At 47.1% G+C, this 16,712-nt stretch carries 14 protein-coding genes and 1 pseudogene; 3 read left to right on the forward strand and 12 right to left on the reverse strand.

Annotated elements, in window-relative coordinates:
• Nucleotides 1-18 precede the first annotated feature (18 nt).
• Genes V5298_RS07615 through V5298_RS07635 form a run of 5 tightly spaced genes read right to left on the reverse strand, consistent with a single transcriptional unit; the run spans nt 19 to nt 5,482 of the window.
• Nucleotides 19-1,083 (reverse strand): hypothetical protein, encoded by a 1,065-nt coding sequence (locus V5298_RS07615; RefSeq protein ID WP_332930862.1) that lies wholly within the window; start codon nt 1,081-1,083, stop codon nt 19-21.
• Nucleotides 1,084-2,106, reverse strand: coding sequence for an ABC transporter ATP-binding protein (locus V5298_RS07620; RefSeq protein WP_332930863.1), 1,023 nt, complete (start codon nt 2,104-2,106; stop codon nt 1,084-1,086). It lies immediately after the preceding gene.
• Nucleotides 2,106-3,626, reverse strand: a complete 1,521-nt coding sequence (locus tag V5298_RS07625) for an iron ABC transporter permease (protein WP_332930864.1) — start codon at nt 3,624-3,626, stop codon at nt 2,106-2,108. The genes V5298_RS07620 and V5298_RS07625 overlap by 1 nt, the downstream gene beginning before the upstream one ends.
• Nucleotides 3,623-4,660, reverse strand: a complete 1,038-nt coding sequence (locus tag V5298_RS07630; RefSeq protein ID WP_332930865.1) for an ABC transporter substrate-binding protein — start codon at nt 4,658-4,660, stop codon at nt 3,623-3,625. Before V5298_RS07630 ends, V5298_RS07625 begins: the two co-directional genes overlap by 4 nt.
• Before the next feature lie 9 nt (nt 4,661-4,669).
• Nucleotides 4,670-5,482, reverse strand: coding sequence for a hypothetical protein (locus tag V5298_RS07635; protein ID WP_332930866.1), 813 nt, complete (start codon nt 5,480-5,482; stop codon nt 4,670-4,672).
• Between the two features lie 240 nt (nt 5,483-5,722).
• On the opposite strand from V5298_RS07635, the gene V5298_RS07640 reads away from it, so the two are divergent.
• On the forward strand, nt 5,723-6,496 hold the full coding sequence (locus tag V5298_RS07640) for an IclR family transcriptional regulator (RefSeq protein ID WP_332930867.1): 774 nt from the start codon (nt 5,723-5,725) through the stop codon (nt 6,494-6,496).
• Nucleotides 6,497-6,780: 284 nt separating this feature from the next.
• Here the strand turns inward: V5298_RS07640 and V5298_RS07645 are convergent, their stop codons facing one another.
• The 6 genes from V5298_RS07645 to V5298_RS07670 form a co-directional block, all read right to left on the reverse strand.
• Complete coding sequence (locus tag V5298_RS07645; RefSeq protein ID WP_332930868.1) at nt 6,781-8,250, reverse strand: sodium:solute symporter family protein; 1,470 nt, start codon at nt 8,248-8,250, stop codon at nt 6,781-6,783.
• Nucleotides 8,251-8,323: 73 nt separating this feature from the next.
• Nucleotides 8,324-9,139: an SDR family NAD(P)-dependent oxidoreductase gene (locus tag V5298_RS07650; protein WP_332930869.1), complete on the reverse strand. Its 816-nt coding sequence runs from the start codon at nt 9,137-9,139 to the stop codon at nt 8,324-8,326.
• A 46-nt stretch (nt 9,140-9,185) separates the two neighbouring features.
• Nucleotides 9,186-9,542 carry a cupin domain-containing protein gene (locus tag V5298_RS07655; protein WP_332930870.1) on the reverse strand — a complete coding sequence of 119 codons (357 nt, stop codon included), beginning with the start codon at nt 9,540-9,542 and terminating at the stop codon, nt 9,186-9,188.
• 14 nt (nt 9,543-9,556) lie between these two features.
• Entirely contained in the window at nt 9,557-10,489 is a 933-nt protein-coding gene (locus V5298_RS07660; protein ID WP_332930871.1) for a 3-keto-5-aminohexanoate cleavage protein, read from the reverse strand.
• The gene (locus V5298_RS07665; RefSeq protein ID WP_332930872.1) at nt 10,473-11,405 is read right to left on the reverse strand and encodes a 3-hydroxyacyl-CoA dehydrogenase family protein; all 933 of its coding nucleotides are present in this window, start codon (nt 11,403-11,405) and stop codon (nt 10,473-10,475) included. The genes V5298_RS07660 and V5298_RS07665 overlap by 17 nt, the downstream gene beginning before the upstream one ends.
• Nucleotides 11,406-11,466: 61 nt before the next feature.
• The gene (locus V5298_RS07670; protein WP_332930873.1) at nt 11,467-12,342 is read right to left on the reverse strand and encodes a cyclase family protein; all 876 of its coding nucleotides are present in this window, start codon (nt 12,340-12,342) and stop codon (nt 11,467-11,469) included.
• A 343-nt stretch (nt 12,343-12,685) separates the two neighbouring features.
• Here V5298_RS07670 and V5298_RS07675 point away from each other — a divergent pair, with 343 nt between their 5' ends.
• Nucleotides 12,686-15,007: a TonB-dependent receptor gene (locus V5298_RS07675; RefSeq protein WP_332930874.1), complete on the forward strand. Its 2,322-nt coding sequence runs from the start codon at nt 12,686-12,688 to the stop codon at nt 15,005-15,007.
• Nucleotides 15,008-15,046: 39 nt separating this feature from the next.
• On the opposite strand, the gene V5298_RS07680 is transcribed toward V5298_RS07675, so the two are convergent.
• On the reverse strand, nt 15,047-16,054 hold the full coding sequence (locus V5298_RS07680) for a LacI family DNA-binding transcriptional regulator (RefSeq protein WP_332930875.1): 1,008 nt from the start codon (nt 16,052-16,054) through the stop codon (nt 15,047-15,049).
• A gap of 119 nt (nt 16,055-16,173) precedes the next feature.
• Between V5298_RS07680 and V5298_RS07685 the strand changes: the two are divergent.
• A pseudogene (locus V5298_RS07685) lies at nt 16,174-16,712 on the forward strand (bifunctional D-altronate/D-mannonate dehydratase); the annotation flags it as partial.

Consider the following 16,712-nt stretch of genomic DNA (forward strand, 5'->3'; position numbering starts at 1 on the left):
TAAAACTAGCGCTTCCCCTTAGGGTTGTGCAACCGTATTTCCTATGGCGGCAGAATGACAGGCTATGACGTCATAGGCATATTGCAGTGGCAAGGCATCATCTTGGGTGATGGTTAATATTTCATAATCATTGATTTCAATGACTTTGCTGTTAGGTGGATGCTGGCATCGAGAGTAGCTATCTGCTTCATACTCGAAGATAAAATCCGCCAGTAATTTTTTCTGAGCCAGTCTGAACGCGGCGCCATTTTGTTTTGCTTTTAACACAAACGCCATGATTGCTTCATCATCAGAGTCCACTTTCAATCCATTATAATGTGGTGCTATTTTTGTACTTTGGGACGGCGCTGCACTCACCTCATTTTCGGCTTGCTCGGCAATTTGCGACAGGGCCTGACCTAGTTCGGAACTATCTGAAAATTCCAGTACACCACTTTGGGCAGCCACGGCGACAATTTTAATCAGTAGCGCCAACGTCCACACATAACGCAAAAACGCGGTAGTAAAAACATATTTATAATCCGGTGGATGCCATAATTCATTCACGCCAAAAGGTTTTAGCAGTAGCAGAATAATAAGATAAATCGGCATTAATAGCTGGCTACAGAGCAACACGAAGACGGTGGAGATAAAAAACCAGCTGGGCAGCATCAGTATGATGGCGAAATTGTGACTGTAAGGCAGTGATTCGGCGGTAATCCCCGTCACGGTATTGACCAAACCACTGGCTGAGGCCAAGGCAAAATTGGCCATCACCGCATAACAGAACAACACGCCGGCCCGGCCAAGTAAGCTATTCCAGGCAACCATGAAGCGGGGCCAAAATTCATGCAGTAATCCACTTAACACCAGTAAGAACATACACATTTGTATAAAATCACTGCTGATGTCAAAAAAGATAACCCCAAAGGCTATCAAGGTGGCGGCAACATAACATCGCTGAGCAAAGTTAAATGTACGCCAATGGGCGGCTCCCCACCTTCCCCCTCGTAAGAAAAGACGAAACAGGCAGCGCTTCACATACAAAAGCAAACGTTTCCCTTGTTGAACTCTGTAAGCTGTCGCGATCAGGTTGTGGGCCAATCAGGTTTCCTTGGGAAAGTAAGCAAGGGGATGAACGGAATTAATGGCCAAATGAATACGATCTTTTGGCACCACCGCCATCTCGTGACTCACACGCACCTTGAGCAGTTCCCCGCTATCTAGCGTAGCCGCACACAAACGGCTTTCGCCTTCATATCGGCTCCACAGTACGGTGGCATTGGCGGTCTCTCCATTCTGTTGGGCAATGAGATCGTCAGGACGGATCAAGACCTCTACCTCATTGTCGTTGTCGTTGTCGCCCATATTTTTACCCGGAGCCACACCAATGGGGGTATGCAAGTTTGCACCAGACACAGTGGCAGGAATAAAACAAGCATCCCCTAGGAAACCCGCAACAAAACGACTTTTCGGCTCGGCAAAACACCGTTCAGGTGTATCGATCTGCTCCAAGATGCCTTTGTTTAAGATCCCCACCCTGTCTCCCACGGACAAGGCTTCATCCTGATCATGGGTGACCCAAATAGCGGGAACGCCGGCGGTCTTTAACGCCTCTTTGATTTCCCAGCGCAAGCTGTCTTTTAATGAGGCATCTAAATTAGATAACGGCTCATCAAGGAGTACAAACGCCGGTTCGTGGGCTAGCGTGCGTGCGAGGGCGACCCGCTGCTTCTGCCCACCAGACAAGCGCGCAGGTTTGGCTTTGCGAAAGGCATTTAAGCCCAACAGAGATATCCAGTGATCCGCCAGGGTTGTGTTTTGTAGTCTAAAACACACATTTTGCTCAACGGTCATATGGGGAAACAAGGCAAAATCCTGAAAGACCATGCCCACATTGCGTTTTTCAGGTGGGACGTTTTTCTTCGGCGTGGCCACCCAACGGCCTAAATCAATGCGCCCTTCACTAATGGGAATTAGCCCAGCCAAAGCATGCAATATGGTGGTTTTGCCACAACCTGTTGGCCCCACCAGCATCAGTATTTCACTGTCATCGAGCACCAGGTTGAGCTTATCGACAACGCGAGTTGAACCATAGTCTACAGATAAATCAGAAACATTGAGCATTAACGACGGCTATCCTCGCTGACTGAAAACTCCGCCCGGCGTTCACCAGACAACATTAAAACCAGTCCGAATCCGGACAGTAACACCAATAATAACCCCGGTACGGCAGCACGTCCAAAATATCCCGCTTCATACACCCGCCATAAATAGGTTGCCAGGGTTTCAAAGCCCGTTGGGCCGAGCATCAAGGTGGCGGGCAATTCGCGCATGGCTTCCAAAAACACCAGCGCCGCCCCTGCCACCATACCCCGCATGGTAAGAGGTAAGGTAATACGCATGAAAGCTTCTCGCGGACTGGCACCCAATACCCGTGCGGCTTTCACTAACCCCGCATCCTGATTTTCTGCAGTACTTCGTATTGTGCCCACGGCTAAGGGCAAAAAACGCAAAACATACGCGAATACCAAAAGCGCCAGGGTTTGGTACAGCACGGGTATTTGTAACCCTAAATATACCAGCGCCGTGCCCATCACAATTCCCGGCACACCGAAACCCAAATAGCTAATACGCTCCATAACCCGCCCCGCTTTACCAGCGATGGCCCCATGGGCCACAGGCACCGCCAGTACCACCGCGGCAATGGCTGCCAGCATTGACGCATAGGCAGAATTCCACGCATAGGTCACGTCAAAATCCCCGGCACCTTCCCGCACCAGCCATAAGGTAAAGATCCCCAAGGGCAGAAAAATAGATAGCAGCACGATGGGCATAAAAGACAATAGCCAGGTACCGCTTAACCACGGCGGCAACCATAGAGTAAGGTGTCTGCCCGGACGTTCTTTGTCGCCTCTAATCCGTGATTCCACAAACAGAACCAACACCACAATCAGCATTAGCTGTAATGACAACATAGCCGCCTGGCTTAAACCAAAGGCGTTGTACTCCACGAAAATGACCCGGGTAAAGGTGTCAAAGCCCATGATCGCCGGCGTACCAAAATCTGAAAGAGCGTAAAGCGCCGACAGTAACGCACCAGCGGCAATGCTGTTTATCACCCGTGGCAAAACAATACGCCAAAGACTCATAAACAGGGTTTGCCCCAGTGTTCTGGCCGCATTGACTAAACTGGCGTCCAAACTGAGCAGCGTGGCGCGGGTAGTTAACATAACAAAGGGATAAGTGTACAGCGACATCACTAAAGCAGCGCCCCACAAGCCCTCTAACGACGGCGTCGTGATCCCAGTAATGCTTTCAATTTCCCCCCCACGACCAAAGGCAAAATACAGGGTAAAGGCCCCCAAATAGCTTGGTAGCGCAAGGGGAGCGGCAAAAAGAATCAAAAACAGCCGGCGAAAGGGGATATTCACGTAAGCGGTAAAAAAAGCCAGCGGTACGCCAATGAGCACCGAACCGATCACCGTCCACAGCATTAACGCGAGGGTATTGACTAACACCGTTAAATTACGGGCATCGAAAAATGCCGCGCTATCAGAGGCAAGAGAAAACAACACGCCTATGGGCGTTAACGCCATAAGCGCGATAATCAGCGCAAAGGGATAAGATTTAGGCCAGTTTGTCACAGAATGCCGACTTTACGCATTAAATTCAAAGTAGGACGAATGTCTGCCAATTTGCGTAAATCCAGTTCTGGCGGTGATATTGAATCAAGAGCCGTTAACCCTTGGGGAGGCGAAACACCTTGCACCAGAGGAATTTCGTAAGCTTCGCTGGCCAAATAGGATTGCACTTCTTTAGAAAGCAGATAACGGATAAAATTAATGGGCAATGGACCATCACTTAAAGCCACAATACCCGACGCATTCACCAAACAACCTGCATCATCCTTGGTATAGGCTAGATCCACCGTTGCATCAGGCTTGCCGGATTTCAAGCGTAAGGTGTAATAGTGATTGGCAAACCCTAAATCGACTTCACCCCGCTCAACGCCCATAACCACACCCAGTTCCCCGGCATATTTTTTAGCGTGGCGATCCACACCCCGCAGCCAATCTGCCGTGGCTTTTTCGCCTTCCAACAAGCGCATGGCGGTAACAAATGACTGAAACGATGCATAGGCCGGTGCCCAGCCCAATGCTAAGTCCGAATCCGCTAATGCCATAATGCTGTCAGGAATTTGTTCAGGGCTGATGCGCTGAGTATTGTATGGCAAGGTACGAATGCGCCCGGTTACCGGAGACCATTGGGGGTATTGAAAACCGCTTTTTAATTGGGATATCAATGTCTCAGGTAAGGGCTTGGCTAATCCGGCATCGGTTATCATACCAATGGCACCGGTATCCACTGCCCAAAAAAGATCCGCCTTGTGCACGCCCGCTTTCGCTTCAGCAATAAGGGTATTGCCCAACGCCGCCGTCGCTCCGCGACGGATTTGTAAATTCAGCTTGGGGTTACGTTTTTTAATCGCATCGAGCACATTTTCATACAAGCCGCCCTCACCCCGGCCAAGATAAAGGGTGAGATCCCCCACCAGTTCAGGTAAATCGGTAACAGAAACCGCACCGGTTGACTGCGCAAAGGCCGACGAGCCTGGCAGTGTAAGACCGGAAACCAGACCGGAAACAGCCAGTCCTTGAATGAATGTGCGTCGTTGCATTACTGATCCTTAAAAAACGCTCTTACGATTTGCCTCTGCTTTTTCAAGCAATACCCTCGCTTTATCGAGTTTGCCCTGCATGGCATCCACCACGGCACGCACGGCATCTACGCCTTTATCCTGACTAATGGCTTGTGGCAGGGTCACGTTGAAATCTTTTTCAAGATCCTCAACCAGCGCAGCATCTTGTCCAATCAGATCCCCTTCGATGCCTTCAAACCGTTGTAAATAGGTATCATGAACCAAGGTGGTGGCCACTTCTGAAAGCTGCTCTGCATACTTCGCCACGACCCGATCAAGACGTTTTTTAATGTCTTCGATAATTTCCGGCGCAGTAGTCGGCTCAACGTCCGTGGTTTTCACTTTCGGGATCAACCCTTTTTTCTGATACTGCGAGGCAAGTTTAACGGCACCGAGTCCCTGCCACAAGGCCTGATTCAACTTGCTTTGCTCCTCGCGCACCATGCTAATATCTGCCCCTTTATCAATGGCTTGTTTAACACCATAGATGCCTTGCCAAATGGATGCGTAAATCGGTACGTACTGGGTTTCAATGGCGGAATGAAAATCCACTGCCTCCCAAAAATCAATCATCACATTGGTATCCACCTTCCCCTTTCCCTTTGCCGCGTAATCATCCACCACGGCACCAAATTTCTCGGTGAGCCAAATCACCTCTTCATGGTATTCACCAAGATGTTCATGAAGATGATTAACATGCTCGCTGATCACGCCATTGGCAGAAACCTGGACAGCAAAAATGCTGCTCCACAGCCCCAACAAAAACGCCAGCCCCCGTGTGTGCTTAGATAAGAAAGTCATAGATCATCCCAATGTAAATTATGTAAACTTATTTTTGCAAATGATACTTATTATCATTAGTCAAGTAAAGCGTATATGATTGTTCATTCTTCATACTGACACAACCATTTTGAAAACGGTGAGAAAATAGTGTGTTGATAACAGTGAGACGAGGCCGATATTTAGTACAATTTTGCCGGTTTTAATGTATTACATTATGGTACACTATAAGAAAACAATACCAGTCCACAGGGGAAGTTAATGGAAAAAGAAGGAAATACTCGCCAAGGCATTCAAGTTATTTCACGGGCAGTAAAAGTATTACGGGCGCTCGAAGGCCATCCGGAAGGACTCAGTCTAAGTGCCATAGCAAAAGAAGTCAGTCTTCCCCGCTCTACCGTCCAACGCATTGTCGGCGCCTTATCAACGGAAGGCTTTCTTATTTCAGCCAGTCCCACCTCTCGGGTACGTTTAGGCCCCAGCCTTGTTTCACTGGGTTCCGCGGCCAAAGCCGATATTGACCGGGTGATCATCCCGCACATGAAAAAGCTGTCTATCGAAGTTGAGGAAACTGTGGATTTATCCGTTCAAGACGGTATGTCGATGATATTTATCGATCAAGTGGTAGCCGACTCACAAAAATTACGTGCGGTTTCAGCTGTGGGCGATGCCTTCCCTATTCATGCCTGTGCCAACGGTAAAGCCATCTTGGCGAAAATGCGCGACTCAGAAGTAGAAGACTTACTGACACGCTCTGCCCTTGATCCTTTGACCACTTACACGGTGACAGATATTAAGTTACTGAAAGCAGAAATCGACAAGGTACGGAAAAAAGGCGTGGCCTTTGATCGGGAAGAACATTGTGAAGGCGTATGTGCAACCGGGATTTCCATTGATGATCCCTACGGTCGCAACATCGCGATTTCCATTCCCGTCCCTTCCGTGCGTTTTAACCGCAATAAGCGGCTCGTTGCAGAAAAGCTCATTGAATATAAAACCATAATAGAAAAAGCGCTGGGAGCAACCCTGCAATAGCAGGCCCAGCGCATTGACGTTCTTCTACACCCTTGATGATTAGGAAGAAGGGAGTCCTTTTCGATTGTTTTCCCGCTGCCCTAATACATATGCCACTGCATAAAATGTAACACCAAATAGTATTATACCGCCCATCCAAAGGTGGGTAATTAGATCATTGCTCATTGCGATGTCCTCTTTTTTCGATGAAGTAATGTGCGAGCGAAAATACAAAGACGATTGACGTAATTGTAATAAACGCGGTTAGAAACAACGATAAAGCTAAATTCATAGTTATATCCCCACTATGCCGACGCAGTTTTAGTGCGTGAAACATGTGCTTTAGTAAATAAGCCAGGTTTGGCTTTAGTCGCCGCCATATTTCCCAACACCGTCAACGTCAATGCGACAATGGCAACCACATGGGCATTCTCCAACATTTGCAATCCAAGCAGGTTTTTCAGGTCAGTGAATGACCACAATAAATTAATGAGCCAACTGACCAACACGACCCATTGTGCTACTGCTGTACTGCGCTTCCAGAACAGGCCTGCGACAATGATGAAGAAGAAAGGTACCAACCAAGCAAACAACCAAGTAATGGCCATGATCACATTCGGATGAAAGAAGAATGTCATGAGTGCTGAAAACAGGCCGACAACAATAATGGTGTAACGAATCAGATTTTTTTCTTTCTTGGCAGACAAGCCACCGGAAACATGAGCACCAACGATGTCTTTGGCGAAAATCGTGGCAGGTGCCAGTGCTGACATGGCAAAGGTAGATAACAATGCACCTAAGAAACCAGCTTGTAACAAGACAACCAACCAAGTAGGAAACAAGGTAACAATGAGCTCTGCACCGGCCAGTTTTGGCCCTAACTCGGCAAACTCGGGAATGGTGGCAGCGGCGATACCCACAAGGACGGGAAAGACGCCGAACAAGCCGTTAATGGGCGCGGCAATCCACAAAGAACGTTTTATGGTCTTTTCATCACGGGCTGACATGGCAGCCTGCATACCTTGCTGATTGACCGATTGAGAAAATACCACAGAGAAGATAGCAGCAAGGGCGAAACTGGCTAAGATCTCGGGCTTAGCAAGAATAGATAATTTGAAACCTTCACCTTTATTTAGATAATATTGCGTTACGCCATCCCAACCGTCTGGTAAAACAAATGCCAGATAGATACCAGCGGTAATCACGGCAACATACATCACCACAGCGTTAACCAGGTTAACCCACATGGTTTGTTTAATACCGCCCATACAAACATAAGCGGTTCCGATTGCGGCACCAATAATTGCAGACCAACCCAGTGACCAACCTGACATCGCAGCGATGCCTATGCCAAGGGTTTGGGTTTCAAGGGTGACCAGACCAAATACCACCATGGCAGCAATACAAGCCGTGTAAATACGTAATTTAGGGCTATAGAGTTGACCTATTAATTCAGGGATAGTCGCGGTACCAACACGGCGTATCCAACGCCCTGTGCCCAGACAAATAACACAAAGAAGGATGGTATGGGCGAAACAAAACCACAGCGCCACAGCACCCAGAGAAAAAGACATTTCCATCAACCCATACACATGGGCTGAACCAAGATATGTGATTGCAATAGTGACTGAAAACATGGCAAGACCGGCATCACGCCCGCCCAGAGCCATATCAGTGACCTCGTGTTCCTGCGCCGACTTCCAGCTCAGGTACTTACCAATGCCACCTATAACAATGACATTGTAAGCTAATACCATCAGTAAAATACTATTCACACGGACCTCTTATATTTGTTATGCCGCAGCGCGCTACCACCGGTCACACGCAACGTAAGCTATATTTCGCGTGTTAACCTGCGGTACAACCACCGTCTACATAAATTATCTGTCCGTTGATAAAATCAGACGCTGGCGACGATAAAAACAGCACCAACCCGACCATATCCGTTGTTTCAGCTACACGTCCCATGGGCAAGCGAGCGAGAAACGGCGCAATACGTCGCGGATCATCACAAATCTCTTTCGTCAAGGGCGACTTGATCAACGTCGGTGCAATGGCATTCACATTAATGGTAAACCCATCTTTCACCCCTTTAATGGACCACTCGGTGGCCAATTGTTTGGTCAGGTTATCCACCGCAGCTTTTGACGCTGCATAGGCCGAATAACCATCAGGGTGACCACAAAAACCGCGCACCGAGGACGTATTCACAATTTTCCCTTTTCCTTTGGCCATAAAATAACGACCAAATACCTGACAAGGAATGAGCGTACCTGTTACGTTTACAGACATGACTTGCTCAAACTTGTCAGCCGGCATTTCTTCAGCAGGCGCTCTAAACGCCATACCCGCGTTGTTGACCAATATATCGATAGCGCCAAATTCTTTATCGACTTTATCCACCAACGCCAAGACAGACTCTTTGTCTGTGACGTCACTTTGAATTGCCATACAATTTCCACCGACTTCTTTTACCGCGTCGACGGTTTCTGACAAAGTTTTCATGTTACGCGCTGTTACTATAACGTTAGCACCGTGTAAAGCAAATGCTCTTGCATAAGCAGCACCTAAAGTTCCGTTTCCGCCGGTAATAACGGCAACCTTACCTTTTAGGTTAAACATATTGAGCGCAAAATCGTCGCTCCAGGAATCTGTCATTGACATAAAGCCTCCTCATTACTGTCTTTGAACTTACCCGTTTGGGTTATCTCTAGGATGTAGAGAATGTGACCAGTACGGTTGTCGTATTGTTGGTTTCGTTGCGAAGTTTGCGACCTTCATTTGGTAAGATCGCAATGGAATCACCCGCCTTAAGTACAAAGGTGCGGTTTTTCTCATCAACAACGGTGAGTTCGCCATCAATGACGTAATAGGACTTTTCAAATTCGGCGCCAAAAGTCCCTGCCTGGTATTGCATGTCTGCGCCACCATTTGGCAGAAAATAACTCAGGCCCTGCCAGAATTTAGTTAATCCCGATTCCTCTTCCCCCTGCACTTTTAGCGCGACCATGCCAAAATGCGCAGGCGGGTTATACGGCTTAATTTGATCGAGTTTTATTTGCTTCATCACATATCTCCGAGCTAGAAGCCCACGTTATCTTTACCTTTCAAACCAAGGATTTCCCGGGTTTCTGCAGGCGTCGCAATTTCCAGAGAAAATTCACTCAAGATGCGTTTAATTTTTTCCACCTGCTGAGCATTGCTGTCGGCCATTTGCCCTTTGCCTATAAACAAGCTGTCTTCCATACCAACCCGCACATTGCCGCCCATTAAGGCTGCTTGGGTTGAGAAGGACATTTGGTGTTTACCGGCGGCCAATACTGACCATTGGTAGTCATCACCGAACAGGCGATCCGCGGTGCTGCGCATATACATCAGGTTTTCTTCGTCTGCGCCAATGCCGCCTAAAATGCCGAAAATGGTTTGAATAAAGAATGGGGGTTTAATCAGGCCGCGGTCTGCAAAATGAGCCAGGTTGTATAGGTGGCCCACGTCATAACATTCGTGTTCGAATTTAGTGCCGTGCTCAGACATGATGGTCATGATTTTTTCGATATCACGGAACGTGTTACGGAAAATGAAATCATCACTATTGCGTACGTAATCTTCTTCCCAAGGGTGTTTCCACTCTTTGTAGCGATTCGCCAGCGGGAACATGGCAAAGTTAATACTGCCCATGTTTAAAGAACACATTTCAGGCTTCACTTTCATCGCGCAAGCCAGGCGTTCTTCTACCGTCATGGTAGGGCTACCACCGGTGGTTAAATTAATTACCGCATCGGTTTTTGCTTTGATGGCCGGTAAAAATTCCATAAACACATCAGGATCACCGGTGGGTTGGCCAGTTTTTGGATCCCGCGCATGTAAGTGAATGATGGATGCACCGGATTCTGCCGCTTCTACTGACGCATCTGCGATTTCTTCTGGCGTAATAGGTAGTGCATCCGACATGGTTGGCGTATGCATTGCGCCAGTGACTGCACAGGTAATGATGACTTTACGATTCTTTTTCATCTTTATGCCCTTTTCTTTTTTGAACTTCGATCAAATATTTACTGAGGTTGACTTTCACTTCCTGCGCTTCTTCTTCCGTCCAGGTTTTAAAGCCTTTGCCGGTTTTCATGCCCCATTCTTTTTTGTCAACTTTGTGTTTAAGAATGTCAGCAGGCTGGGTGTCATTGTTGAGGCTTTCAAGAATGACATTGTGAATATCCAAGGTCAGATCCAAACCAACTAAATCTGCGTTTTCGATGGGGCCAAGTACCGGCAGTCGTAAACCAAAACTGTTCTTTACTACCGCGTCCACGCCCTCGGCGGAACAAACCCCGTCATTAATCAGGGCAATAGCCTCACGCCATAAGGCATGCTGCATGCGGTTACCCACAAAACCTGGTACATCTTTTTTAACGTGTACCGGCTCTTTACCCGCGTATTTAAGCAATGTCATCATTTTTTCTATGGCTTCATCGCTACTTTGATCTGTTTGCACCACTTCAACTAAGGGAACAAGATAAGGCGGATTCCACCAGTGCGTGCCCACCACCTGATTTTCAAAGTGAAGACCTTCAAAAATCTCTTTAATGGGAATGACTGACGTATTGCTGGCAACAACGGCCGTAGACTTGGTATATGGACGGATGCGGCTGAACAATTGTTGTTTTAGCTCGCGCTTTTCAGGTACAGCTTCAATAATAAAATCAGCATCGCTTACTGCTTGTTGCAGATCACCGACCACATTGATGTATTGCAATGCATCGGTACTTAACGACATGATCTCAAGATTCGACGCTATTTTATCTTTAGCGGTATCTCTGGCAGTGGCATACGGATCATATAGCGTGACAGCTATTTGCTTACACGCAAACACCTGTGCAATACCGCAACCCATTAACCCTGCGCCTAAAACCGCAACTTTCGTTGATTCAAACATGTTGCTCATCCAGATAGATAAACGGTGCCCTTATTGAGCGGGCACCGTAGGAGAAAATGGATTACTCAGCACTGCCTTGTTCGATGCGGTAGCTACCACTCTTATCGACCATGGCAACCAGACGCACGATACAACCATCACCACCTTTCCAACGCCATGGGAATGCAGCAATAGTCACCCGTTTACCCGTAACCTTGTTGATTTCACCACCTACGTTTTCGATACCGCAGATACCATTGCTTAATAGTGCGCGGTGACAAGGTTCCCAGTGAGGGAAGTCTTCAATAATTGAACGGCCACCAGAGAATTCTTTATATTCTTCTTCCAAATGAGGAATCAGTGGACCTGGACCGTGTGGACCAATGGCAGTACCAAGAGGATGATCAAGGGCTTGAACATCGATACCCACCATTTTGACTTTCTTCTTCGCCAACCACTCGCCAGCGCACTTGTACAAGCCTGGACCATAGTGATAGTACTCAGAAGAATCGGCGTAGGTTTCATGCCAACCTGTGTTGATGATGACGATGTCACCTTCACGGATCTTAGGCGTGGCATTTTCTAAATCTTCAGCGGTAATCACTTCCCATTTTTTCTTAGGAATTGATACAACAACCGCAGTACCGAAGAAACGAGGAAGGGGCATTTGATCCATAAATGGGGTGCCTTCTACCACGTGGGCGGGAGCATCGATGTGCGTACCTGAGTGCATTACCGTCGTAATACGCTGGGTCAGTACACCTGATTTACTCATGCCGTGTAAGCGTTCAATTTTTACGTCTTCAAAATAAGGCCAGCACGGTTGTCCTAGTCCCCATTCATGGCTGAGATCGTAAAACTCCATGCCAGTATCATTATTCAGGTTTTCTTCCTGAATCATTGCGTCCATGTCTTGTTTTGCAATTTTATGTACACGTTTTATATCGTTAATTTTCATATTTATCACCTTAACCGAATTGCGATACACCTATACCGTGATACGAACATAACAACATAAAACTCACCTGTCAATCACATCCAGTTAACACGATAAATGCACAATTAACACCTAAATCACTGATTTAAAAACAATTTAAACTATACAGATGAAAATAAATTGTTAAATTATATTTTTTTAAACATTACGTAAACAATTTGTTACTTATCCGTTGACAAACTTCTTACAAAGCAGGTAGGTTATAAAACAACCGATACAGATGTACCGCAAAGCGGGACGAATAGATTCGGTGTACACAGATAACAAAAATAGAAGATACACTCACAGATCTGAGGGACATATCATGAAGTCATATAAGTGGAATCCTATCCAACGCACGTTAGCCATGGCGTTTGCCGGGCTCTGTGCGCCTGGCGTCCTCGCCCAGCAGAGCGTTAAAACACCTACTTCAGAAGAAACAAAGCCGTCTGCCCAATTAGAAGTAATCCAAGTCACATCACAAAAAAGAACACAAACCCTACAAGAGGTACCGGCAACAATCTCCGCACTTCCCGCCGGTGTGATGGAAGATTATGGTATTGACGACTTGTTCGAAATTGCCAATTTAGTTCCGGGAATGGTGTTTTCCCGCGCGCCTGATGATGGCTTGGCGCTGACGTTAAGAGGATTAGGCACACCGGCGCGGACACAAAGCTTCGACCAATCCGTAGCCTTGTTTCAAGACGGCATGTTTGTGGGTAAAGGCCGTATGTACTCGGCGGCGTTTTTCGATATTGAACGTATAGAGGTCATTAAAGGTACCCAAAGCACCTTATTAGGCAAAAACACCAGTTTAGGCGCCATCAGTATTGTTACCCGTAAACCCACCGATGATTTTGAAGCCAATATTTCCGCCGGTGTGGAGTTACAAAACGGCGGCTGGAGTCTTGATGGCGGCATCAACATGCCGATTACCGATGATCTGAGTGTACGGGTAGCCGGCCACTTTGTGGAGCAGGACGGCTGGGTGGAAAACCTCGCCACGGGTCGGGATGTTCCCGAAGACAGTGATCAAGGCGTGCGAGTGACCGCGGTGTATACGCCCACAGATACCCTATCCATTACCGCTTCTTATCAGCATTCTGACAGTGAACGAATAGGTAACGGTTATCAGTATGTCGACAATGGCGGCTATTTTTCCGAAGACGTACTGGAAATCGTCGGTGAAGCCCAGCTAAACGATACCAAAACCGCCACCTGTGAAGAATGTCCGTATGACGAAAGTTATCACGACACCTCCGTGGACGCCTTTACCCTTACGATGGAAAAAAACTTCGATGATCTCGTACTCACGTCAGTCACCTCTACCGCTACCTACGATATTCTTTTCTACGATGATTTCGATTTTGGTAACGCTTTTGATGAGTACACCTATGTCACCACCGGTGAAGTCGACTACTACAGCACCTATTTTAAGCGGGAAGAAGACTATGACCAGTTTTCGCAGGAGTTGCGGTTAGCGTCTGAGGGACGTACCGATTTCGATTACATGGCCGGTTTGTTTTACTTCAAAAGCGATTGGGATTCACTCGAATGGCAATATTATAATACACCAAACTTCCCGCCAGGTGATACCGCCGGAGAAATTTTCAATGGTGCTTTTGGCAATGACTTCAAACAAAAGACCGAAACCTTGTCAGCATTTATCCAATCGGATATTTATTTAAACGACAAAACCACACTGTCTGCTGGTTTACGCTATACCGATGAAACCAAAGACGTGCAATTTGACCGTATTCAGGGCTCCCTTGCCACCTTGTGGAACACGGTGGTGAACCCGCCTTTCGAATCAGATCTCACGTTTAGTGACAGTTTCCTAAATGGTAACGTGTCCCTTCGTTACGAGATGTCAAAAAATGTCTCGTTGTACACGTCTTATGGCCTGGGAAGCAAAACCGGTGGGTTTGCCGAGTCGGCCGAAGTTAGCAGTGGCGATCCTTCACTGGATGTAGCGGATGGCGGCGCACGGGTGAAAACAGAAGAAACCCAAACCTATGAGGCCGGCAGCAAAATGGTGCTGTTTGACCGTAAGATGAACCTGAATGTGGCGTTATTTTACACTGAAATCGAAGACTTCCAGGAAACGTCCTTTTTAGTCACCGATTCCAGTGCCGGCTTTCTTACCCAAAATGTGGATGTAGAGTCCACCGGCTTTGAGCTTGATGGCCTTTATCAGTTAAACGATGACTGGCGTCTAAGTGGTGCCCTTACCTATGCAGATAGCGTACATAAAGATGATGGCAGTGATTTGGCCCAGGCGCCGAAGTTTACCGGTAATATTGGCTATTCCTACATTACTGAACTGAACGTTAACGATTTACTATTCCGTTCCTCAGGTTACGTACGATACCGCGATGATATGGTCAGTCAAATTAACGAAACCTTTCGTTCCGACAGCCTAACCACTTTGGATTTCACTGCCGGCGTGGAAGCAGGCGATGGCGTTTGGGATGTGATGCTGTCGATAACAAATCTCACCAATGCCCGCTCGGCAGACTTTATTAGCCCGCCAGCGGCACCCATAGGTGCCATACTGGGAGCCCCCACCGGCGATCAAGGGATCACCGCAGAAACGTTAAACCAGCAACGCATGGTGAAGTTACAGTTTAACTATTACTTCTATTAACAACTCGCCCAAGGCTCCGGGCATTCGTGTCCGGGGCTTTTATATCGCCCGACACGACTGTCGCTTCGTTATAGAACAAGAAATCATCAGTTTTTGTGAATGACGATCTTTATTCTCAATAATATCCAGCAATAAACTCGCCGCTTCCTTACCGATAACATAAGGCTCTTGTTTAACCACCGTCACAGGCACCTTAAAAAAGTCCGTCATGGGAATATCATCAAAGCCAATCAAGGATACATCGTCGGGTATTGCAATGCCTTCCTGATTTAAATGGGCCAATAATTCAGTGGTAATGGCCAAGTGCTGAGTAAAAAACGCCGTGGGTGGATTGTCAGATTGCAACAGGGCTTTTGGCGCTTGTTCAAAGCCCGTTTGCCGGTGCCAGTATTGAATCAATGAGGATGAAAAAGGCACGTTATGTTTGGCCAGCGCATCGATATAACCACTGTAGCGCTCTTTTCTCGACTTTACATTTTCAAAGGTTTGGGTCACAAAGCAAATACGCCTGTGGCCTAAGTCAATGAGATATTCCGTGGCCTCAAAGGCGGCTTTGCGATAGTCAGATAAGACTAAATTCTTTTCGCTACCATCATGCTCTAACTGGAAATGCACCACCGGCATCCCCTTTTCAATATAATCCGCAATAAGGTCGTTATTTTTACCCGACGAGGCAATAATGATGCCGTCTACCCGCATTTGATAGAGGGCTTCTAACGCCCGCGCCTCCACATCGGGATCAAAATCAGTACTGAAAATCTGTGCATTGTACTGATGCTTACGACAAAAATCGTCTACGCCTCGTATGGTTCGACAGGTATCAAACCCCGTTATATCTCGAACGATCACCCCCACCATCGACGTCTTTTTTCCTTTTAGATTACGGGCGGTGGGATTCGGCGTGTAATCCAGCTCTTTAATTGCCGCCCGTATGCGCTGTTGGGTTTCTTTGGACATATAGTCAAAACGCCCATTAAGGTATTGAGAGACCGTACTATTTGAGACTTTGGCTAAACGTGCAACATCGACCAGTTTTGCTTTTTGCATGAATAAGGTAGGTTTACATTGTTGTTAATGTGTTGTTGACATTGTGCATGACTATGATAGCTTCATCAACTAAAACGTTTTAGTAAAACGTTTTATGTTTAATATCAAAGGAGACTTGGGTGAAAATTTCAGCAATAAAGGTGTTTGTGTGCAACCCCGGCAGAAACTTCGTAACGGTCAAAGTCATCACCGATGAAGGGCTCTACGGTATTGGAGACGCCACATTAAACGGACGAGAAATGGCGGTGGTCACCTGTCTTGAAGAACACATCATTCCTTGTCTCATCGGTCGCAACGCCCACGATATTGAAGATATTTGGCAATATCTTTATAAGGGGGTTTACTGGCGTAAAGGGCCGGTGAACATGGCGGCCATCGCCGCCATCGATATGGCATTGTGGGATATCAAAGGTAAAGTGGCTAATTTACCCGTATATCAATTACTCGGGGGTAAAAGTCGTCAGGGTGTCACCTTATACGCCCACGCCAGCGGCAGTTCCATTGAAGACACCTTAGATAAAGCCGAGGCATTGCAACAGCAAGGCTTTAAAGCCATTCGCTTACAGTCTGCCATTCCCGGACTCAATGTCACTTACGGTGTTCTTGGAGACAAAAAAGATTACTTTGAATTACAGGGGAACCGCCCGCTTCCGCCGGA

This window comes from Alteromonas sp. 14N.309.X.WAT.G.H12, assembly GCF_036697315.1.
In the GTDB taxonomy this organism is placed as follows: domain Bacteria; phylum Pseudomonadota; class Gammaproteobacteria; order Enterobacterales; family Alteromonadaceae; genus Alteromonas.